Here is a 19,695-nt window from a genome sequence, read left to right as displayed (position 1 = left end):
TCCCAGCAGGACCTCTGAATTGGACGGGCCTACAGACTCACGGACTCACAGACTCACTGTGTTGCCGGGCGGGCGTCCCTGGCGTTTGGCGGTTCAGGGTTGGCCGGCGCGGTTTGTACAGAGCCCGGCAGTTCCGTGAGTACGGATATCCAGAGTGACAGACTTACGCGGTTCGGAAGTAGCTCGCCGGGACTGCATGGTCGGCGCCTGAAGGGGGTAATCACCGACTCTGTGACTCACGTACAGACAGACTCCCGGAGTTCGTGACTTCCGGGGTCCGGAGTGTCAGGGTCCAGGGTGGGCTGCGGTTCCCAGCAGGACCTCTGAATGACGGATGTTCGATGGCCGACTCCAATACCGTCCGCTTAGGGCATTTGCGTCAGGCTGGAGTCTGCCGCGACATTGCCTGACACTCTGCCGGCAAGGTCTAAGGGGTAATCCTGACACTCGCTGCGGGGGAGCACGCAGGCAGCACCTAGCGATTGTTGCGGTCCCGGGGCGAACGCCGTGTACCGCGCCGGAATCACTGCCTCGGGCCGCGCTCCCGCCGATGTGCCGTCCGTCCTTCGTAATACCCGGCGACGTTTTTGACTTGCACTTCTCCGGATTTATGGTTAATGAGTCCCCGCCACACCTCCCCCAAGTGGCGGCGTGGCCAGCAGTGAATGCCCCCGTACCGATCCCCCAACCGGTACGGGGCATTTTGCGTCCTGCTATGTGCGGCCCGCGTTCACGATGGCCGGGCAGTTCTGCCGGTGCCAGGGCGCCCAGCCGTGCCGGTGCAGCTGATGGGCGGGTTCCCGTGAGCTGTCGACGGGAGCCCGCCGGAGTGCAGGCGGGGTGAAGGCCGGCAGCCGAGCCGGAGCCCAGAACATCGCGGAGCGACGTGAGGGCGGCATCGGCGTTGCGCAGGTGTATGGCGTCGGCGGTCCCGAGCGGGGCCAGGCGGCGGGTCAGGAGACCCAAGGCGGCAAAGATGTTGTCCAGGCCGGAAAGGGCGCGGACCATCCCGGCCAGGTCTGAGGGCGGGGGAGCGGCTGCGAAGAGAAGGATTCTGCGGCAAAGCCGCGTGCAGGCTTTCGCGTCGTCGATGCGGAAGGCCCGGATCATCGACGAACCGACGGCCGCGGCGCTGGTAAAGGCTAGCGCCAGATCTGGATCGATCGGGTCCATAACCACATTGTGGTCGCCTCGCTGTCTGGAATGCCAGTCACTCCCGTAACACAAGCGTCGGGTCGTGTGGAACCTGCGCGTGTCGCCGTCTCTGACGCATCCAGTATGGAGGGTGCGCCGCGCGGCGTAGAGCGGTTCGCCCTTGCGGTCGCGGTGCCCACAGGTGGCCTGTTGGACGTGGCATCGAGCACCCATCTGGCATCTCAAATAGGATCGATTGATGAGACACGCGGCGGCTCGCAGAGGGCCTCAGGAGTTCCCGGCACCACAAGGGCCGCCGCTGTCTCGAAATGCCGTCCAACAAAAGGCGGTCTCACAACAGCGAATTGTTCGGGATTGAGAGAATACGGGAGAGTTGCCGGCTGTGATCGGATACCCGAGTTCTCATGCTTACTCCCTCGGCGGTCAGAGGCCCTTGGAAGCCACTTCAAGGCGACTAGTCAAACGACCGTTGTTGACGCTGGACGCTCTTCCGGCACCTGTGGTCTGTCCGACAACTCGGCGGCGGCGGGAACATAGTTCCTATTCACACGCGGGACTACACGCGGGACCTGCCGCGGAGGAAGTGGAAGATCAGGACGACCACGGCAATTACCAGAAGCAGGTGAATGAGCCCACCGCCGATGCCTCCGAGCAGGCCGAGAAGCCAGAGAACAGCGATAATGATGGCTATCCAAAGCAACATGAGAGTCTCCCTTGTTTGTCTGCGGATGGAAATGCTGATTCTGCGCCCTGGCTGGTCTGCGTATTTTGGCACGAGGCGTTCCCTTAAAGGGATCGGGCAGGTTCGGTTCGGGTCCCCGTGCCGCCCGCACCCGGCGCCTGACCGGTCCAGCACGGCGTAGGGCGGAGCTGATGTGGCCGGTTATACGTCAGGAGATTTTTCCGTGGCCGGAGGGTGTTCTCCGGCCAGGTGGTGTGCTTCCTTGAGATGGCGTGCGAGCTTTTCCTCAGCGGCAGCGCGCCGTTGCCCGATGGTGCGCATCTGGTGTGTGGTCAGGTCCTCGCGGCGCGTCCACGCGGCGGCACGTTGTGCCGGCCCGGGTTCGGTGTGTTCGTTCATGACCGCATCGTCGCACACGATCTTTCTGGGCAAAAGGCACAATTTTGCAACGCCTGGGAGCGCAAGCGTTCCCCCACGGATCGAGGAACCGGACCGGGGTCTAGGCAGCCGGAGCCGATGCCGGGCCGTTTTCTTTCGCCGGTCCCCGGCCGATCGGGGTGGTCCGGTCGGCGTCGGCACCCTTGGTTTGGAATCCCTGGGGGAGCGGTGCGAGGGGAAGTTCCCGGTGGACGATGTAATCGCAGGCCGCGGGGCCAATCATCGCCAGCCCGGTGCACAGGCCGCCCGGGTGGTCGGGCTGGATGTTCGCTGCGCGCAGCCCGGCTCTGAAACTTCTGGCTGGAGCGGGTGTGGTTCTCCGGAGGGAGCACCAGCTGAGGTATAGACCGTACAGCTCTTCCTGGGTGAGTCCGTCAGCGTCCTGGTTCCGGGCGATGCAGTCATTGACGAATTCGTGTAGCGGTGACTTCAACATCTTGGCCTCCTGCGTCCGCGGCGTAGCCGCTCAACTGGCACAGCTATCAAGGGGTGAAGCAAAACCGTCCCGGCTTCGGGTACATAGAAAATTTAAGATGCCGGGCTGCGACTGTCAACCGGAGCATACGCCTTGACTTCGAGGCGCATCATGGAGCGGACGTGAGTGTCTGCAGGGGCCTTGAGGGCGTTCCCTTGTCCCTGGAACCTGGCAGCAAGCAATGACAAAGGCCTGGTCCGGTGGGTGAATTTACAGGGGGCAATGGTTTGCATCGGTCAACGGTTCCAAGTGGGCCCCGGAGCCTGGCTCGTCCCGCGGTTCCGGACGGGTGGGCTGACCCAGCGGGCGGCGGTGCAGGGATGGCCCCCTCGGCTGGCCGGTTCCTTGTCAGTGTCAGGACCGGGAGTTAGCCTGATTCACGGGGGCACGACGAGTGAAGCGGGGCCGCTGGATGTGGGCCAGCTTTCCCGGACAAAGGAGTCTGTCATGTCTACCGTTTCCCATCCGAGCAAACCGGGGCCGTCCAGCTGGTCCCAGGGGCAGCGGCTCTGGTGCGCTCAATGCCAGACGGATGAGTACCTGATCATCGAATCCATCGACACCCTCCGGCCACCGCGCATGGGGCTGGTCGACGTCGCGTACACCTGCGTTGAATGTGACTTCTTTTACGCCCACACCGCCTCGGTGGGGGATGTTGCTGTGGTCCTGAACCGGCCGGGCCAACGATCCGGGGTGCTGCAGTTCGGCGGCAACTACCTCCATTGCGGGGAACCGATGACAATGGCCGGATCCCAGCAGCGCAGCATCCATGCCACGCTCTCAACGGAACTGACCGGTGAAGGCCCCCTGGAGGTGTACCTGCGCACCAGGGTGCTGCGCTGCAGCTGCGGGTTCCAAATGGAGATACCCGACTGACACCCTGGGGCTAGGGAACGGAGCAATGATGGCTGACCCGGAACGCCGTCCGTGCACCGCTTTTGTCGGTCGGGGCGTATACCTGCTGGACGATCACGAGGTCGTGAGGCGGGGGTTGCGCCAGCTGCTGGAGTTCGATGGTCTCGGCATCGCCGGGGAATCCGGATCCGCGCGCGAAGCGGTCCGGCGGATTCCTGCCCTTCGCCCGGAGCTGGTCATTATTGATGATGACCTTCCGGACGGTTCCGGTGCCGAGGTGTGCCGTGCCGTTGCCGTGGCGGACCCGCGGATCCGGTGTGTGCTGATGACCGAGGAGGGCGGCGAGACCGTGCTGATCGACGCCATTCTGGCCGGCGCGTGGGGATGCCTGTCCAAAGACGATGAGGGCAGCGAACAGCTCAGGCTCATCCGACGGGCCCTGGCCGGGCACACCGCGTACAGCGGCCGCTTTTATCCGGCGATCGTGGCCCCGTTCTTCCTGCTCCAGCCACAGCGCCCGGATGAGAATCTCCTGACCCTCACGAAACAGGAAATGACTGCCGCGATCGGCCTGGGGAAAGGACTGAGCAACCGCCAAATCAGCAAGGAGATGTTTCTGGCAGAAAAAACCGTGAAGAACATGGTCTCGACCATCCTGACGAAACTCGGCACCGCGACCAGGACGCAGGCCGCCCTGCTTGTCACCGCAACCCTCGACCACTCCGAAAACCCCTCCTACGGAGGCTACCGGTCCAGCCAATTCCCGGACCTGATCCCCGAAGTCACTGCAGCACTGTTGAATTGCACCGGCGAGGCCGGCACCGTGCCACCTACGGACCAGAAGCGGGCAACGGACGCCGCCCGGCTTGCCGCCGCCCTTACTGCGGCCCGGACCGGGCTGAGAGTCAGGCGTCCTCAACAGAGCAGCACTTAAGAGTCCGGAGCGGAGATTCCGCGGGCTCTCCAAACCTGATGGACCCGGAGAGCCTCAGTGGTGTCCGGGACGGCCGCCAAGTTCGAGGCTTAACGGCGGCTCGCTGAAGGGGCGCACGGGGACATGGACGGATAAGGCCGTCACCACCGCCTGGCCGCTATCCGTGGCGAACATGAACGAAGCGACTGAAGGCATGCCAAGGTCCGGTAAGGCATGGGCGGCCGACCGAAAGCTGGCCAGGCATTTGTAGTTTCAGGGCCATAGGACTCTTACCGTTACTCTTGCCCGGCCATAGGTATTGATATGCCGCAGCGGGTTCCCTCCGATAGGCGGGTGCGGTGATGGTTGGCCCGGGTGCCGTTGGAACTCGCCCGGGCTGCCTCCGCGCCGGGGGCGCGTGATGCGGTGGGGGTCCTGGGGTGCGCCTGTGGGCTTTGAACCCTCGTCCCGAGGATTAAGAGTTCACTGCTCTGCCAACGGAGCTACGGGTGTGGGGGAGGCTTGCCCGCCGTGTGCTCGTTCCTTGTTTGGGGCGGCGCCGGCTGCGTTGTTTAGGAGGCGCGCGTCAGCTGTCGTTTGCACGGTTCTGTGTCGCCCTGGCACGTTCGAGGGCAGGGTTCTGCGTTATCGTGCCGGGATTAACGATGTCGTTCATTCTGCCCGTGAGGGACGGTAAAGGTCAGCTCCCGCGCTCCCCGGAAGAGCAGGCGTGCCTCAATTCGTGGCTGACTCAAGCACCGGCGGGTCACGCGTTGCTGCCGGCCACGCCCTCCCTCTGGAATCGGCTAGGCAAAGAATGCGCCGCGCCTCGGGTGAGCGGTCGGCCGGCTTCTCACCCGGGCTGCTGACCGGGTAGTCAGTGACCAGCAGTGCCGTTTACAGCGGCACCGAATATTGCGTCAGCCTGGGGGTTTCACTACTGGTGGTCGACGGCGCTCCCGGCCTGTTCTGCGGGGTGCAGGTGCCGGACTATTCCTGTTTATCTGTCCCGGTGCCGGTGCCGGTGCCGGTGTCCGTATCGGTGTCGGTCTTGGTGCGCGGTTTGCGGACGGGATCCACGGAACCGCTTGCTCCGTAGTTGCCCTCTGGATACTGACCGATTTCAGATTCAGCGGTGCGGCCCGGTGTCGACCCGGCGTCGCCGAAGTTGGCTTTCACGTAGCGTCCCGATTCCTTTGCCTTGTCTCCGAGGGGTTCGGGCAGTCCGCCTTCGCTGCCGGCCGCCCCGTAGTCCCCTTCGATGTATTGGCCTTCCTCGTCGTCCGCATGGCGGCCGCTTTGCGCTCCGGCCTTGCCGTAGTTGCCTTCGACGTACCGGCCGCGCAGGTCTGGTTCTTCCGGCTTCTTCTCCGGGCCTGCCTCATCGGGGGTGTCTTCAATGCTGCTGTCGTCGGACATGGTGGTGCCTTTCCCAAACGAAATCCGCGTCTTTGCGGCGCAATCCAAGCCCACCGTGGGCCGCGCTCCCCGACAGAATCCGCCTCCGGGCCTGCTGGGGCTTGCCGGGACGGGACGGGAGGGGCGGGCCCGAGGTGCTGCCCACGGCGGATAGATCTTAGACCGTTGCCTACGGACACTATCGGCGTAGCATAAATCTACTGGGGTTGTCAATTTCGGTAGGTAGATCAGATGACTCGAGGAGGCACTCGCGATGAGCGATATCAGTCCACTCAGAAATGCAGTCCGTCATGGCAGCGGCCTTAAGCAGTTGGGCGGCACTTGGGGTGAACTTCTTGCAGAGTTTCTCGGCACTTTTGTGCTGATCTCTTTCGGCGACGGCGTTGTGGCCATGGCAGTCGCCGCTTTGCCGGGATCCGGCCGGGCCGCTACATCGACGACGATCTTCCTGGCCGCCGGGGACTGGCTGTTGATCACCTGGGGATGGGCACTGGCGGTGACGATGGCCATCTACGTTGCCGGTGGCGTCAGCGGCGCACACATCAATCCGGCAGTGACCCTGGCGTTCGCAGTCCGGCGTAAATTTCCCTGGGGCAAAGTGGGTCCGTATATCGTCGCCCAGGTTCTGGGCGCCTTCGTCGGCGCCGCGATGGTGTACCTGCTGTATCACGACGCCATCGATGCCTATAACCAGGCCGTCGGGACCGGGCGTGCAGATCCGAAGGGGCTTGCCAGCTACTCCATTTTCGCCACCTTCCCCGCACCCTACTTCAACGGCAGCCCCGTGGGGCCGCTGGTCGACCAGATTGTCGGCACGGCCTTCCTCCTCATGTTCGTGGTGGCCATCATCGACATGCGCAATACCGCGGTCCAGGCGAACCTGGGTCCGTTCATGATCGGGCTGGCCGTTGCAGCCATCGGCATGTCGATCGGCGCGAACGCCGGCTATGCCATCAACCCGGCCCGTGACTTCGGGCCACGGCTGTTTGCCTGGCTGGCCGGATGGGGGCAGACGGCGCTGCCGGGCACCGTGGACGGGGCCTTCAGCTGGTATTTCTGGGTGCCGATCGTCGGGCCTTTCATCGGCGCAGTGATCGGCGTGCTGCTCTACGACTGGTTCATCGGCGACGTCCTCCATGCGCGCATCAGGCTGCAGGAATCCACGCCTCCGGGCCGGGCAGGCGGAGAGACACCTCCGGCGACCGAAACGAAAAGGACGGCCGAAACATAGGCGATTAAGGATTCTGAGAGATGGGCGTCGCAGGGAGATTTGCTCCTCCGGTTCAAAGGCGCCGGCTCGGCCCGGGCGGGCGTATAACCACAATGGCAGGCCATGTCGTCAGGTTCGACTACCCCGGACTGGCGGATACCCACTCCTCGGTCTGCGCAGCGTTTCCGTCAGCTTCTTGAGTATCTGTCCGCGCCAGCCGCCGGCCATGAGGCGGTGAGCTCTCACGTGACTATGCGCCTGCGGGTCGAACCCTTCGTGAATGAGGATCAGCCGCGTGCCGCCGCCTTCGAGAATCAGAGACCACGTCACCGCGCTGTTCAGGTCGTTGCCTGCTGACATCAGGGTGTCCTTCGGATTCCCAGGGTGTTGTGCGGGTCTTTCATGCGGCTTCCACTAATGGTCACTGGGGATGGCGTGGGTCGGGCTTATTTTGCAATTCTGCCCACGATCTGGCGGGCCACCAGTCGGTCGATTCCTGGCAGATGGGTTGCCCGTATGGTCCACCGGCGCAGGAGGCGCTGGGTCCGGTTCGCGGGGAGGAACGATGACGCGGTGCGTCTCCCGGCGGCTTGAGCCTCCTCGACCACGGGTCGCCAGCGTCGCTCGAACTCGGTGAGGGCCGAACTGATCCCCTCGGGTGAGGCCACGGGTCCAAGGATGTCCCCCAGTAGCGCGGCACCGGCGATGGCGAGCGAGCCGCCCTGGCCCGCGAGGAGCGATACGGCCCCGCAGGCGTCCCCCACGAGAACGGTCCGCTCCCTCTGCCAGCCCGGCATGGCGATCTGTGCGACGACATCGTCGTAGGGATGCTCGGGGCACAAGTCCAGCAGCCGGTCGACCGCGTGGCCGAGTCCGGCGAACTCGCGGCGCAGCCGCTCCCGCGGGCTCCCGGGCCGCAGGTGCCGTGGTGCGCCTGTGGCGTCCCGGTAGACCATGAATGCCGCCACCTCGTCCGAGCGGAGGCTGTAGAGCCCGACCATCCGGTCGATGCTGTCGCTGAGGACGAACCTGTTCCGGAAGCTTGCATTCAGGATCGGTTCGGTCACGATGAATGCGGCAGCACGCATGCCCAAGGGGCGCAAGTACTCCTCTTCGGGCCCGAAGACCCGGGCGCGCACTCCGGAATGGATGCCGTCAGCGCCCACGAGGACGTCCGCGGAGATCGTCACGTCCGGCGAGTCATCGACGGCGACCCGCACGCCGTCCTCATCATTCCACACCAGGGAAACGGGCATCCCGTAGCGGACCTGCACCCGGCCCGGGGCCACGTCGTCGAGCGCGGCGAGGGCTGCGCACTCCATGTCGGGGCGCAGCAGGCTCAGGACCTTCCCGCCGGCAAGCCGGGCGAACTGGTCGTAGTCGAGGCTGGACGTCGGGCGGCCTTCTGCGTCCACATACTCGGCTGCCTCGACATGGTAGGCCACCTCTGCGAGCCGCGGGTAGAGGCCGATTCTTTCCGCAGCCTCGACTCCCGGACCGAAGAAGTCCATCATGTAGCCATCGGGACGCGGAGCGGCCGATTTCTCGAGAAGCTCGACGTCCCAGCCGGCCAAGCCGAGCTGGCGGGCCGCGACGAGGCCCGCTATGCCCGCCCCGACAACCACTGCCTTCATGTCCTGCCCCGAACGATCGTAGGCGTGTCTGATATTCGGCGCGTTGACAGGCCGCGAGGTGGCGCGTATTCCTGAGTGCAGAGCAAGGAGGTCTCCTTATGGCCACCGTAAGCGTGCGCTACATCGTCGATGATGTCGATACATCCATCAATTTTTACCGCGAACATTTGGCATTCACGCTCGTCATGCATCCGGCCCCGCCTTTTGCCATGCTCGAGCGCGGTGATTTGCGGCTGCTGCTCAGCGCTCCGAGCGGCCAGGGCGGAGGAGGGCAGAGCATGCCCGACGGCACCAGGCCCGCGCCGGGCGGGTGGAATCGATTCGCGCTGGAGGTGTCTGACCTCGCGGCAACCGTGCGGACCCTCCGCGACGCAGGCGTGCAGTTCCGCAATGACATCGTGACGGGCATGGGCGGAAATCAGGTACTGATCGAAGACCCCTCGGGCAATCCGATCGAACTATTCGAACCGACGATTCCCGAGGCTCGGCTCGCGACATCCTGATCCCAATGGCGGTGGGCCCACACAGTCACAGTCGTGCCCTTCGTCCGGAGGGAATGAGGCATCAAGTCTTTAGGCGTACGCCGGGCATGCAGGACACGGGTCCCGAACGTCCGCCACCGTTGCTGCGAGCAGACGGCAGTTGGCTCCATGAGGGTCGCCGGGGGCGCGCCGGGACCCTGGTCAGGCGGCCTGTGAACGCCGCCCCGCCCGCACACCCGGCACATGGGAAAGCCTCTCGAGGCAGGGGCTTTCGCCGTTACCGATAGACATTGGGGAGGGACGCAAGTCCACTCGCGACGCTATGGTCTGGGTCAGCCGCCAAAACGGAGGCTGACCGCCAGGCCGATCAGCGCGGCCGCACCGGCCAGAAGCATCGCTGCCCTGGGATTGCCGAAGTTAGCGTCCATCCCAGACCGAACCGGCGCGGAACGACCAGCGCATGGTCTTCGCGGTTGATGTAGAACAGGCCACCGCGCCAGTGCTTGTCATCGTCCCGGTGGATCAGGCCGGTGTCTTCCTCGGCGTCGTTCCGCTCCCGGCTGTTCCTGGCCAGGATGACGACGGCCACCACGGCGGCGGTCAGGATCGGGAGGACGATTACCAGCGGCGCCCACGGTGTGACCGTCCCGGTCCACATCAGCAGCGATGATCCCAGCATTCCCAGGTCGATCATCGCGGTCAGCCCGAGCAGGGCCTCGGCACCCAGTGACATGTAATGGCGGTACCAGCGCGCTGAGGTAACGGGGTGTGCCGGGTTGAGATCGGGCCGGCTGCGGACGATGGCCGCTGCTATACCGGCGAGCAGCGCGGTCATGCCGATCTGCACGAACACCAGTGAGAAGGCGGCGCCGACCGACTTGGCGACCACGCGGTTGGGCACCCCGTTCGCGTCGTAGTGGACCGCGAGAACTTCGGGCATCGATGGGTAGCTGATCACGCCGATCACTACCGTGGCGGCCGTGATGATCAGTGCCGGGGCCAGCCAGAGCCAGGGAAACCGCGGTGGATTGGTCCGCAGTTCGGTGTCCACCGCGATGCCCTGGTGCAGGCCCCGGTACCAGCCCCCGGCGGCCTTGGCGGCCCGGATCTCGTGGTTGGCCAGGAAGAAGCAGCCGTACCAGACGCCCTCGAGCACCAGCACCGACAGCGGCAACACCAACGTTGCGCCGGTCACGGCGAAGATGAGCACGCCGGCCGCGGCGGTGGCGATTCCACCGAGGAGTACCCGCCAGCGTTAGATGCTGGTCTGCCGGACCACCGTCGGGTCCCCGGCATGCTGGGGCGGTACCCGGACCCCGAAGGGCACGGCGGGGCTGGTGATCGAGGGCAGCGCCAGGGCGATTACGAGCGCGAGTGCCAGCACCGCGGAGCTCAGGATGATGGCAACGGTCATGGCGTGTCCTCTGGCTTCTTGGCATCAAATGACTCGACTATCGCCCGGCAGGTCGCGAGAACCTCGTCGGCCGGCAGGCCTCTGGCCAAGGCCTCGGCAAGCAGGGTCCGAGCCCTCGCGGTCCACTCTGCGGGGAACGGCGGATCCGCGACCGTCGGGGTCACCACCGCACCGGTCTTGCGGTTGAGCCGGATCAGGCCTTCCTGGCGCAGGAGGTCGTAGGCCTTGTTCACGGTGTGGAAGTTGATGCCGAAGTCGGCCGCGACCGTCCTGGTGGCCGGCAAGGTGCTGCCCTCGGTCAGCGCGCCTTCGGCGATCGCCTCCACGATCTGGTCCCGGAGCTGCTGATAGATCGGTATCTCTCTGGCCAGGTCGACGTTGAGGATCATCCTTCCCACCTCCCACGGTTGTTCTATCGCAGCTCAGGGTCAAAGCCGGTGGCGCCGACGTACGCCATCGCGCCATCAGCAGTATCAACCCACACATAAAGCCACGAGCCGGTCGGGCGGACATTCCCCTGGCGAACTGTTATCAACCGTTTCTCAAATCGCTCCATCGACTGAGGATAAACCCCTTCATTTTCCCTGAACCAGCTGTCCGTATGCCGGTCGATCACCGTGCCCAGGAACGCGCCGCTACGTTCCGTGCAGGTGCTGGCTTGTGACTCGCAGCGATAAATGGCGGTCTTTTCGCAGCGCTATTTTGTCACCCCGCAGATCCTTGAAAAGCTTGTTCGTTCTTCTTGTTCGGTGCTCTCGTCAGGACCGCGTCGTTGCCCCTCGGTTACCCGGGGCGGCCCGACCGACTGCCTGCACGCTCCTGGCGAACCGCGCTCACGGCGCGCACGGCAACTACGGCGGCCACGATCAGCACGGCCGCGGCCAAGGCCGTGCCCGGTCCACCCAGCCGCCCGGTGACGGCACGGGGAAACCCGTGTGCGGGCTGGCCGGTGCTGCCACCTGTGACCTCGTTGTCCGTCACCTCCCATTCGGCAGAGGAGGGGAAGATACCGGCCGGAAGCCTCTGCTGTCGGAGACGCCGACGTGAGGCAAGCCTGCGCCGCACTTTCTCATTCGGAGCGGGCATTACGCCGTCCGCTGCCACCGCGGCGGGGAGGTCAACGATGTAGGGCTCACCGTAATAGGCCGCCGAAGCCACCGAGTCCAGCCAGATGCCGGGCGGGGGTTCCACCCCGCGGCGCGAGAACGCAGCCAAGAGCATCTGCTGGATCTCACCCAGGCTCTTGCCCCGGGCGACCTGCGTGACTTCGAAAATGGCCAGCTGGAGCTGCACCTTCTCATCCGCCGCCGGATCTTTGGCGCTCGGAGCCTGTTCAACGGGGTCGGTGTTAAGTGGCCCGGTCTTGGGTGTGCCCGCGTTGCGCGAGTCGGGGCTCATGGGGGTTCCTTTCTGTCATGTTGGGTCCAACTGCCCTTCGAATTTGCCCGTCCGCGGGCATCGACGGTACTTGCTCGCCGCCCGGTAACTTGACCCGGAAGCCCGTGCGGCGGGGTTGGGACGGTGCTGTTCCGAGTCACCTCTACCGGACTGGGTCCGACCGAACGCGGCCTGGTTATCCGCGAAACGGGGACGAGACAAGGGGCAGGTGTGTCTATCGTGGCGCAATTCCGTCGGTTTGTCGTCGGCGTTGACACTCATGCCATAACCACTTCCACGCCATCACCGCCGCAAGTTACGAACCGCTCAAGACTCTCTCGCGTTGACCGTCGTCCGAAGGGTCCGCGAGGGGCCGGGGTCTTTTTGCCTTGGCGGAAGCCGTTGCCGCGGCGATCTCCGAGCTTGGGAGCCGGAGTGCAGGCCACGGTCGTTGCTCCGGAGACAGGAAATTCCCGATTTGTGGTTCGACCGGGTGGGGCGTTGGAGCCCGGCCGCCCCGCTTCACACCGGCCGTGATCCGGACCAAACACCGGACCCCCGCGGGACTCCGGCAGGAGCCCCGGCAACCTCCACCGCCCCGCGGCTACGACCGGCAGCTCCTGCGGGTTTTCTACAGGTCGGATCTCTCGGCCCTGAAGAGCAGCCCGCCTCCCGGACCTACTACGACCGAAAGCGCGCCGAAGGCAAGACCCACACCCAGACCATGCTCTCCCTGGCCCGGCGCCGCCTCAACCTTCTCTGGGCCGTGCTCCGCGACGGCACCACCTACATCCGAGTTCCCGCAGGCGGGCTCTATGGCCACCTGACGACACGGGCCTGCGGAGCTCCACTCGTGCCGAATCGGTCGTCCACGGAACCCTCTCCAGGAGTATCTGGATAACGGTTGATCCGGGGTTCCTGGTCGTGACGCATGCTTTGCAATAGTGCAGAGTCGCCAGCATGCGGAAGGGCCATGTCGACCAGAACGACCCAAGGGCCGCCACAGTCAGGTATTTTCCTGAGATCCATAAGCCTGCATACTGTTGCGGTTACGCAATGATTCCCGTTAGATTGAAGACTTAGTGGGGGACCCGGCTCGGCGCCCGTGCAGGAAGGGCGGGAAGCTGACGCGATTGCTGACACTCTAAGGAGTCACCCTCATGGACAAGGCCCGGCGTATCGTCGCTATTACCGGATCCAGTGGCGGAATCGGGCGCGCATCGGCGGTTGCCTTTGGCCGTCAAGGCGCCACCGTTGCCTTGCTTGCCCGTGGCGAGGCAGGTCTGGCCGGGGCCGCGCAGGAGGTGGAGGCCGCCGGCGGCCGCGCGTGGACTTTGAGCGTCGATGTCGCCGACGCCGATGCTGTGGATGCTGCCGCCGAGCGAATTGAGCGCGAGTTGGGGCCCATCGACGTCTGGGTCAACGTTGCCTTCACTTCGGTTTTCTCCCCCTTTTCGGAAATTTCCGCAGCTGAGTTCGCACGCGTGACCGAGGTCAGCTACCTCGGTTACGTCTACGGAACCATGTCGGCCTTGAAGCGCATGCGGCCGCGAAACCGCGGCGTCATAGTGCAGGTCGGCTCGGCCCTGGCCTACCGGGGCATCCCGTTGCAAACCGCCTACTGCGGCGCGAAACATGCTATCCAGGGTTTCAATGAATCGCTGCGGTGTGAACTGCTGCATGAGTCGAGCGGGATCCACACCACGATGGTGCAAATGCCGGCGGTCAACACGCCCCAGTTTTCCTGGGTCCTGTCCCGCCTTCCGCGACAGGCGCAGCCCGTGCCGCCGATTTACCAGCCGGAGCTGGCCGCCCGGGCGGTCGTGTACGCGGCGGAGCATCCACAGCGTCGGGAGTACTGGGTCGGCGGCAGCACTGCGGGGACACTCATCGCGAACGCCGTCGCCCCAGGCCTGCTCGACCGCTACCTGGCCAAGACAGGCTTCAACGCCCAGCAGACCGCGGAACCCCGCCATCCCGACCAGCCCAAGAATCTCTGGGAACCTGCCGACAAACGGAAGGATTTCGGGACGCGCGGTATTTTTGATTCCAGGGCCTCCAACCGCAGCGCGCAGCTGTGGGCCTCCCAGCACTATGCAGCGGTGGGCGCGGCCGCAGCCGGGCTCCTCGCCTCCGTGGCCGTCGCGGGCCGCGCGCTTTTGCGGTCGGCGAACCGGTGAAGCCGCTGGAATTGGTCCGGGCGGCGTACGGGATGTGCGAGCTGTTGGCACCGGATTATGTTTCCGGCCTGCTACTGGGTGAGATGCCGGATGGCAGGACCCGCGTGGTGATCCGGATTCTGGGCGCACGGCACCTGGTTCAGGCGGTGCTGACTGTCCGCGGCGGGCGCTCTGCCCACCTTGTCGGAGGCAGTGTGGATGTGGTCCACGCCGCGAGTATGGCCGGGGTCGCCGTGTTGGATAGCCGTCATCGGAGGTCTGCGGGAGTCAGCGCGGCGCTTGCGTTGGTTTTCGCGGCGGGGGAGTTCGGATGATCATCGTCAGCGGTGTTGCTTGCGCGCCTGGCAGCGGCGCCGGTCACACGTGCAGGTCGATGGTGAACCTGCCGTCTTCGGTGCCTTCGCCGCCGTCCGCCGCGGCAAACGCGTCCATTCCCAGCGCCGTGGCGCCGCGCAACTCGTTTGTCATCCGTCCCATCACCGCGGCAACGGCGTTTCGCCGGTGCTCCAGGACGGTGTTGACCAGCGACGCGCCTTCAGGGGTCAGGGACAACTCCACGTACCGCCGGTCCGCGGGGTCATCGCGCCGCGCGATCAGTCCGGCATTGACCAGCCGGTCGCAGGTGCGGGTGGCGTTGGACGGGTGGACCCCCAGTTCCATGGCTACCGCACCGAGATTTTGCGGTCCGCGCGAGGCAATCATTACCAGCACCCGCAGCTGGGGGCTGGTGACAATGTCTTCGACTTCGACAACTGACTGGGCCACGACACGCAGCAGGACGTTCGCGGCCCTAAGGACCGCATCGATCTGGGCGTCGGCGCGCTCGTCGCTGTTTCTTTCCACGCACCCCAGTATTACCCCGGTGCTTGCGGAGCAGCAAAGTTTGCCCAGCGGCACGTATTTTTCCTGATTGCGGAGGAGCGCACCATGAAGCATGCACCCGAAAGGGAAATGACCCACCTCGTTGATCGCCTGGTCCGCAACGTGAAAACGGGCAGATTCGAACGGTCTCTTTCCGGGCTCACCGCAGCGGGGGCCTTGGTGACAGCGGCAGAAATCTACTTCGAACATGACAAGGCCAGCTTCGGGAACAAATGGATGTGGCTGCCCGTGGCGCTTGGTCCGGTGGGCGCCGCGGCCGGGCTTGCCGGGGTCTTCAGCCGCAGGATGGCCAAAACTGTATTGCCGATCGCCAGTGCCGCGATAGTGGCCAATGGGCTGCAGGGAACCTATCTGCATGCCCGGGGAATAGCCCAAAAACCGGGCGGATTCTCCAATCTGCGCTACAACCTGGAGATGGGACCGCCGCTGCTGGCGCCGCTGCTGGTGACATTGGTCGGCGGCATGGGGCTGCTGGCTTCCGTTCTCAGGCGGGAGCGATGAGCCGGCTTCCCCTGGATAGGGGCGCCGGTGGTGGCCGGTACCCGGGATTCAGCACGCTCGCCCAGTCCGGCCATTGGGACCGGGCAACCGCGGGCGTGGTCCTGGGCCGGCTGGCGCGACCCGCCGACATCCGTTTCTTCACCCCGGCCGAAGAGGCCACTGCCAGGGCACTCTTTGACCAACTCCTTGACCAGCATGCCGAGCCCCGCGTCCCGGTCGTTAACTTCGTCGACGCGCGCCTGGCCGAGAACCAGACCGACGGCTGGCGCTTCGAGGACATGCCTGAAGACGGACAGGCCTGGCGGACATCGCTGTCGGCGCTGGACCGTGCGGCGGAAGAGGCGTTCAACCAGACGTTCGCCAGCTGCAACGACGACCGGCAGGCCGACCTGCTCCGGACCGTCAGGGACCTGGGCGCTTCGTCATGGCAGGGCCTGCCGGCCGGACGCGTGTGGGGGCTGTGGACCCGCTACGCGTGCACAGCCTTTTACTCACATCCGTGGGCGTGGGACGAGATCGGATTCGGGGGGCCCGCGTACCCCCGCGGGTATAAAAATGTGGGACTCAACCGGCTGGAACCGTTCGAAGTGGCCGATACCAGACCCACGGAGGACCCCGTGGCGCTGGACGGTGGAACCCGGAGGTGAGCCACGTGCGGAGCGTGCGGAGCCGTAATGAATCCGCGTGGCTGCTGCCGGCCGGCCCGGGCAGCAACCACCGGCTGCGCGATGACATGCGCGTGTTCGATGACCGTGACGAAGTGGACATCGTTATCGTGGGGTGCGGAGCGGGCGGCTCAACCATGCTGCAACGGCTGGCCCGCGCGGGATGGCGGGCGGTCGCCCTCGATGCTGGCCCGTTCTGGGACCCTGAGCGTGACTGGGTGAGTGACGAGGCCGGCTCGCATCAACTGTATTGGACCGATCCGCGCGTGATCGGCGGTGATGACCCCGTGCCCCTCGGATCGAACAACTCAGGCCGCGGGGTGGGTGGCTCCATGGTGCACTACGCCGGATACACGCCCCGGTTCCACCCCAGCGACTTCCGCACCTTCACCACGGACGGCGTCGGCGCCGACTGGCCCCTGGACTACGCGGATCTGCGTCCCTTTTATGAGGACATCGAAGGGGAACTCCCGGTGGCCGGAGAACCCTGGCCGTGGGGCGATCCGCACCGGTATCCGCACCGGCCTCACCCCGTCTCGGGCAACGGAGAGCTCTTCCTCCGCGGTGCACGCGCCTGCGGGATCACGGCCAAGGTCGGTCCGGTCGCGATCGCCAACGGCCGCTTCGGCAACCGGCCACACTGCATTTACCGGGGCTTTTGCCTTCAAGGCTGCAAGGTGAACGCGAAGGCCTCGCCCCTGATAACCCACATTCCGGACGCACTCGCCCACGGCGCCGAAGTGCGGGCCGATTCGATGGTGACCCGCATCGGCTTCGACGAAGGGACCGGCAGGGCCACCGGTGTCCACTACACCCGGCACGGGCGGGAACGGTTCCAGCGGGCGCGGATGGTGGCCGTCGCCGGATATTCGATCGAAACACCGCGTCTCCTGCTGAATTCGACCTCAGCGAGATTCCCGCAGGGTATGTGCAACGACTTCGACCAGGTCGGCCGGTACGTGATGGTCCAGGGCGCGCCGCAAACGGCGGGCCGGTTCGACGCGGAGGTACGCATGTGGAAGGCTCCGCCGCCGGAAGTCAGCACTGAGGACTTCTATGAAACGGACCCCACCAAGCCCTACAAGCGCGGATTCTCCATTCAGACCGTTTCGCCGCTGCCCATCACCTGGGCCGAGCACGTCTCCGCCCAGGGACATTGGGGAGCGGACTTGCGCCGCTACATGAGCGACTTTCCGCATTGGGCCTGCCTGGGCGCGCTGTGCGAATTTCTTCCGCTGGAAGGAAACCGTGTCACCTTGGCGGAGGAAAAAGACCGGACCGGGCTGCCGGTTGCCGAGTTCAGCTACAGCCAATGCGAGAACGACCGGCAACTGATGGGCGCCGCGCAGGATGTCATGGAGAAGATCCTGAAAGCTGCAGGCGCGGACGAAGTCATGACCATCAAACGCTTCGCCCATCTGGTGGGCGGGGCGCGGATGGCTGCCGACGAACGCCATGGCGTGGTCGACCAGATGTGCCGCAGCTTCGCCGTTCCGAACCTGTTCATCACCGACGGCAGCGTGTTGCCGACACAGGGAAGCGCGAACCCGGCGCTGACGATCATGGCGGTGGCGGCCCGCGCCGCCGAAAGACTGAGCACTGGAAGGGAAACTGATCATGGCATCACAGACAGTTGCTGATTATTTGCTGGCCCGGCTCCGCGAATGGGGCGTGGACAAAGTTTTTGCTTTTCCGGGGGACGGCATCAACGGGTTGCTCGCTGCCTTCGGGAAAGCCGGCAACGAACCGAAATTCATTCAGGCCCGACACGAAGAAATGAGTGCCTTCGAAGCCGTCGGCTATGCCAAGTTCTCCGGCAAGGTCGGGGTCTGCATGGCCACCTCCGGCCCGGGCGCGATCCACCTGCTCAACGGGCTGTACGACGCGAAACTGGACCACGTGCCGGTGGTGGCGATCGTCGGCCAGACAGCCCGCAGCGCGATGGGAGGCTCCTACCAGCAAGAAGTGGATCTGCTGAGCCTCTTCAAGGACGTGGCCTCCGAGTACCTCCAGATGGTCACGGTCCCCGAGCAGCTCCCCAACGTCCTGGACCGGGCCGTACGGATAGCCCTGGCAAGGAAGGCCCCGACGGCGGTCATCATCCCGTCCGATGTCCAGGAATTGGAGTACACGCCACCGACGCACGCCTTCAAGATGGTTCCTTCCAGCCTCGGCATCCGTTGGCCTGAAATCCAGCCCAACGACGACGCGATTCGCGGCGCGGCCCAGCTGCTCAACGAGGGAAGCAAAGTGGCCATGCTCATTGGCCGGGGGGCCCGTGGCGCGGCCGCGGAGGTCCGCCAGGTCGCGGAATTGCTGGGCGCAGGCGTTGCCAAGGCGCTGCTCGGCAAGGACTCCCTGCCCGACGATCTTCCCTATGTGACCGGATCAATCGGCCTTCTCGGAACCCGCCCCAGCTACGAAATGATGCGCGACTGCGACACCCTGCTGACCATCGGATCAAGCTTCCCCTACACCCAGTTCATGCCGGAAGAAGGGCAGGCGCGCGGTGTCCAGATCGACATCGACCCAGGCATGATCGGACTGCGGTACCCCTACGAATTCAACATCGTCGCCGATTCCGCCACCGCCCTGCGGGCATTGATTCCGCATCTGCAGCGGAAACAGAACCAGTCCTGGCGCGCAGACCTGGAAACGAAAATCACCCGGTGGTGGGAGACCATGCGCGCCGAGGCCATGGTCGAAGCCAGCCCCATCAACCCCATGCGGCTCTTCTCCGAGCTCTCCGACCGGCTGCCTGACGACGCAATCCTCACAGCAGACTCCGGATCCGCGGCCAACTGGTACGCCCGGCAACTGAAGTTTCATGGCCACATCCGCGGCTCCTTGTCCGGCAACCTGGCCACCATGGGACCGGCGGTGCCCTACGCCATTGGAGCAAAATTCGCCCACCCCGCACGTCCTGTGATCGCCTTCGCCGGGGACGGTGCCATGCAGATGAACGGCATGGCCGAGCTCATCACCATCCAGCGCTACTGGCGCGAGTGGACTGATCCCAGGCTCATCGTTGCGATCCTGCACAACGATGACCTGAACCAGGTGACCTGGGAAATGCGGGCCATGGGAGGGGCCCCGGCGTTCCGTGAATCCCAAGCCCTTCCCGACGTCGACTACGCGGCTTTCACGTCCAGCCTCGGGCTGCAGGGCATCAGCGTGGGGTCCCCCGACGAACTCGGGGACGCATGGGAGAAGGCACTCGCAGCGGACCGGCCGACCGTTCTGGATGTGCGCACAGACCCGGACATCCCGCCAATCCCGCCCCACGCCACCCTGGAACAGGCACTCAACAGCGCAAAAGCGGTCATGAAGGGCGACGACAGCGGCTGGGGCATCATCAAAGAAGGCGTCAAAGCCAAGGCCCAGGAGTTCCTCCCGCACAAGAAGGATTGACC

Annotated in this window: 20 protein-coding genes and 1 pseudogene; 10 read left to right on the top strand and 11 right to left on the bottom strand. The window is 65.1% G+C overall.

Features of this window, described 5'->3' with window-relative positions; all coding sequences use genetic code 11:
• Window positions 1-1,711: 1,711 nt before the first annotated feature.
• The 3 genes from AC1DN2_RS16045 to AC1DN2_RS16035 all read right to left on the bottom strand — a co-directional run bounded on the left by AC1DN2_RS16045 (window position 1,712) and on the right by AC1DN2_RS16035 (window position 2,711).
• On the bottom strand, window positions 1,712-1,858 hold the full coding sequence (locus AC1DN2_RS16045; protein WP_441410653.1) for a lmo0937 family membrane protein: 147 nt from the start codon (window positions 1,856-1,858) through the stop codon (window positions 1,712-1,714).
• Window positions 1,859-2,038: 180 nt separating this feature from the next.
• Entirely contained in the window at window positions 2,039-2,236 is a 198-nt protein-coding gene (locus tag AC1DN2_RS16040) for a hypothetical protein (RefSeq protein ID WP_476851104.1), read from the bottom strand.
• Between the two features lie 100 nt (window positions 2,237-2,336).
• Window positions 2,337-2,711: a hypothetical protein gene (locus AC1DN2_RS16035; RefSeq protein ID WP_476851103.1), complete on the bottom strand. Its 375-nt coding sequence runs from the start codon at window positions 2,709-2,711 to the stop codon at window positions 2,337-2,339.
• Between the two features lie 486 nt (window positions 2,712-3,197).
• On the opposite strand from AC1DN2_RS16035, the gene AC1DN2_RS16030 reads away from it, so the two are divergent.
• Together AC1DN2_RS16030 and AC1DN2_RS16025 are read left to right on the top strand one after the other, a co-directional pair.
• Window positions 3,198-3,626 (top strand): hypothetical protein, encoded by a 429-nt coding sequence (locus tag AC1DN2_RS16030; RefSeq protein WP_476851102.1) that lies wholly within the window; start codon window positions 3,198-3,200, stop codon window positions 3,624-3,626.
• 25 nt (window positions 3,627-3,651) lie between these two features.
• Window positions 3,652-4,539, top strand: coding sequence for a response regulator (locus tag AC1DN2_RS16025; RefSeq protein WP_476851101.1), 888 nt, complete (start codon window positions 3,652-3,654; stop codon window positions 4,537-4,539).
• Between the two features lie 969 nt (window positions 4,540-5,508).
• Here the strand turns inward: AC1DN2_RS16025 and AC1DN2_RS16020 are convergent.
• Window positions 5,509-5,937: a hypothetical protein gene (locus tag AC1DN2_RS16020; RefSeq protein ID WP_441410660.1), complete on the bottom strand. Its 429-nt coding sequence runs from the start codon at window positions 5,935-5,937 to the stop codon at window positions 5,509-5,511.
• 253 nt (window positions 5,938-6,190) lie between these two features.
• Here AC1DN2_RS16020 and AC1DN2_RS16015 point away from each other — a divergent pair, with 253 nt between their 5' ends.
• Complete coding sequence (locus tag AC1DN2_RS16015) at window positions 6,191-7,168, top strand: MIP/aquaporin family protein (RefSeq protein WP_476851100.1); 978 nt, start codon at window positions 6,191-6,193, stop codon at window positions 7,166-7,168.
• Window positions 7,169-7,276: 108 nt separating this feature from the next.
• Here the strand turns inward: AC1DN2_RS16015 and AC1DN2_RS16010 are convergent, their stop codons facing one another.
• Together AC1DN2_RS16010 and AC1DN2_RS16005 are read right to left on the bottom strand one after the other, a co-directional pair.
• Window positions 7,277-7,507 carry an SRPBCC domain-containing protein gene (locus AC1DN2_RS16010; RefSeq protein WP_476851099.1) on the bottom strand — a complete coding sequence of 77 codons (231 nt, stop codon included), beginning with the start codon at window positions 7,505-7,507 and terminating at the stop codon, window positions 7,277-7,279.
• A gap of 86 nt (window positions 7,508-7,593) precedes the next feature.
• A complete protein-coding gene (locus tag AC1DN2_RS16005) occupies window positions 7,594-8,781 on the bottom strand; it encodes an FAD-dependent monooxygenase (protein ID WP_476851098.1) in 1,188 nt (395 codons plus the stop codon).
• Between the two features lie 98 nt (window positions 8,782-8,879).
• On the opposite strand from AC1DN2_RS16005, the gene AC1DN2_RS16000 reads away from it, so the two are divergent.
• On the top strand, window positions 8,880-9,284 hold the full coding sequence (locus AC1DN2_RS16000) for a VOC family protein (RefSeq protein WP_476851097.1): 405 nt from the start codon (window positions 8,880-8,882) through the stop codon (window positions 9,282-9,284).
• Window positions 9,285-9,630: 346 nt separating this feature from the next.
• On the opposite strand, the gene AC1DN2_RS15995 is transcribed toward AC1DN2_RS16000, so the two are convergent.
• From AC1DN2_RS15995 to AC1DN2_RS15980, 4 genes are all read right to left on the bottom strand, one after another.
• Entirely contained in the window at window positions 9,631-10,458 is an 828-nt protein-coding gene (locus AC1DN2_RS15995; protein WP_476851096.1) for a DUF1648 domain-containing protein, read from the bottom strand.
• Window positions 10,459-10,518: 60 nt separating this feature from the next.
• A complete protein-coding gene (locus AC1DN2_RS15990; RefSeq protein WP_476851095.1) occupies window positions 10,519-10,677 on the bottom strand; it encodes a hypothetical protein in 159 nt (52 codons plus the stop codon).
• Window positions 10,674-11,066, bottom strand: a complete 393-nt coding sequence (locus AC1DN2_RS15985) for a GntR family transcriptional regulator (protein ID WP_476851094.1) — start codon at window positions 11,064-11,066, stop codon at window positions 10,674-10,676. Before AC1DN2_RS15985 ends, AC1DN2_RS15990 begins: the two co-directional genes overlap by 4 nt.
• Before the next feature lie 394 nt (window positions 11,067-11,460).
• Window positions 11,461-12,075, bottom strand: a complete 615-nt coding sequence (locus AC1DN2_RS15980) for a hypothetical protein (protein ID WP_476851093.1) — start codon at window positions 12,073-12,075, stop codon at window positions 11,461-11,463.
• Between the two features lie 623 nt (window positions 12,076-12,698).
• On the opposite strand from AC1DN2_RS15980, the pseudogene AC1DN2_RS15975 reads away from it, so the two are divergent.
• Together AC1DN2_RS15975 and AC1DN2_RS15970 are read left to right on the top strand one after the other, a co-directional pair.
• A pseudogene (locus tag AC1DN2_RS15975) lies at window positions 12,699-12,844 on the top strand (IS110 family transposase); the annotation flags it as partial.
• Between the two features lie 370 nt (window positions 12,845-13,214).
• Window positions 13,215-14,234 (top strand): SDR family oxidoreductase, encoded by a 1,020-nt coding sequence (locus AC1DN2_RS15970; RefSeq protein WP_476851092.1) that lies wholly within the window; start codon window positions 13,215-13,217, stop codon window positions 14,232-14,234.
• A gap of 357 nt (window positions 14,235-14,591) precedes the next feature.
• Here AC1DN2_RS15970 and AC1DN2_RS15965 read toward each other — a convergent pair whose 3' ends face one another.
• Window positions 14,592-15,077 (bottom strand): MarR family transcriptional regulator, encoded by a 486-nt coding sequence (locus AC1DN2_RS15965; protein ID WP_476851091.1) that lies wholly within the window; start codon window positions 15,075-15,077, stop codon window positions 14,592-14,594.
• A gap of 84 nt (window positions 15,078-15,161) precedes the next feature.
• Here AC1DN2_RS15965 and AC1DN2_RS15960 point away from each other — a divergent pair, with 84 nt between their 5' ends.
• From AC1DN2_RS15960 to AC1DN2_RS15945, 4 genes are read left to right on the top strand one after another with little or no spacing between them, the layout of a single operon-like run.
• Entirely contained in the window at window positions 15,162-15,617 is a 456-nt protein-coding gene (locus AC1DN2_RS15960; protein ID WP_476851090.1) for a hypothetical protein, read from the top strand.
• Window positions 15,614-16,264, top strand: coding sequence for a gluconate 2-dehydrogenase subunit 3 family protein (locus AC1DN2_RS15955; RefSeq protein WP_441410672.1), 651 nt, complete (start codon window positions 15,614-15,616; stop codon window positions 16,262-16,264). The genes AC1DN2_RS15960 and AC1DN2_RS15955 overlap by 4 nt, the downstream gene beginning before the upstream one ends.
• Window positions 16,261-17,922, top strand: a complete 1,662-nt coding sequence (locus tag AC1DN2_RS15950; RefSeq protein WP_476851089.1) for a GMC family oxidoreductase — start codon at window positions 16,261-16,263, stop codon at window positions 17,920-17,922. Before AC1DN2_RS15955 ends, AC1DN2_RS15950 begins: the two co-directional genes overlap by 4 nt.
• Window positions 17,900-19,693, top strand: a complete 1,794-nt coding sequence (locus AC1DN2_RS15945) for a thiamine pyrophosphate-requiring protein (protein ID WP_476851088.1) — start codon at window positions 17,900-17,902, stop codon at window positions 19,691-19,693. The genes AC1DN2_RS15950 and AC1DN2_RS15945 overlap by 23 nt, the downstream gene beginning before the upstream one ends.
• The last annotated feature ends 2 nt before the right edge of the window (window positions 19,694-19,695 follow it).

This window comes from Arthrobacter sp. 01L42 (genome assembly GCF_056400005.1).
Note: the sequence above shows the minus strand (reverse complement) of the source record. Positions and strands in the feature narration are given on the sequence as shown.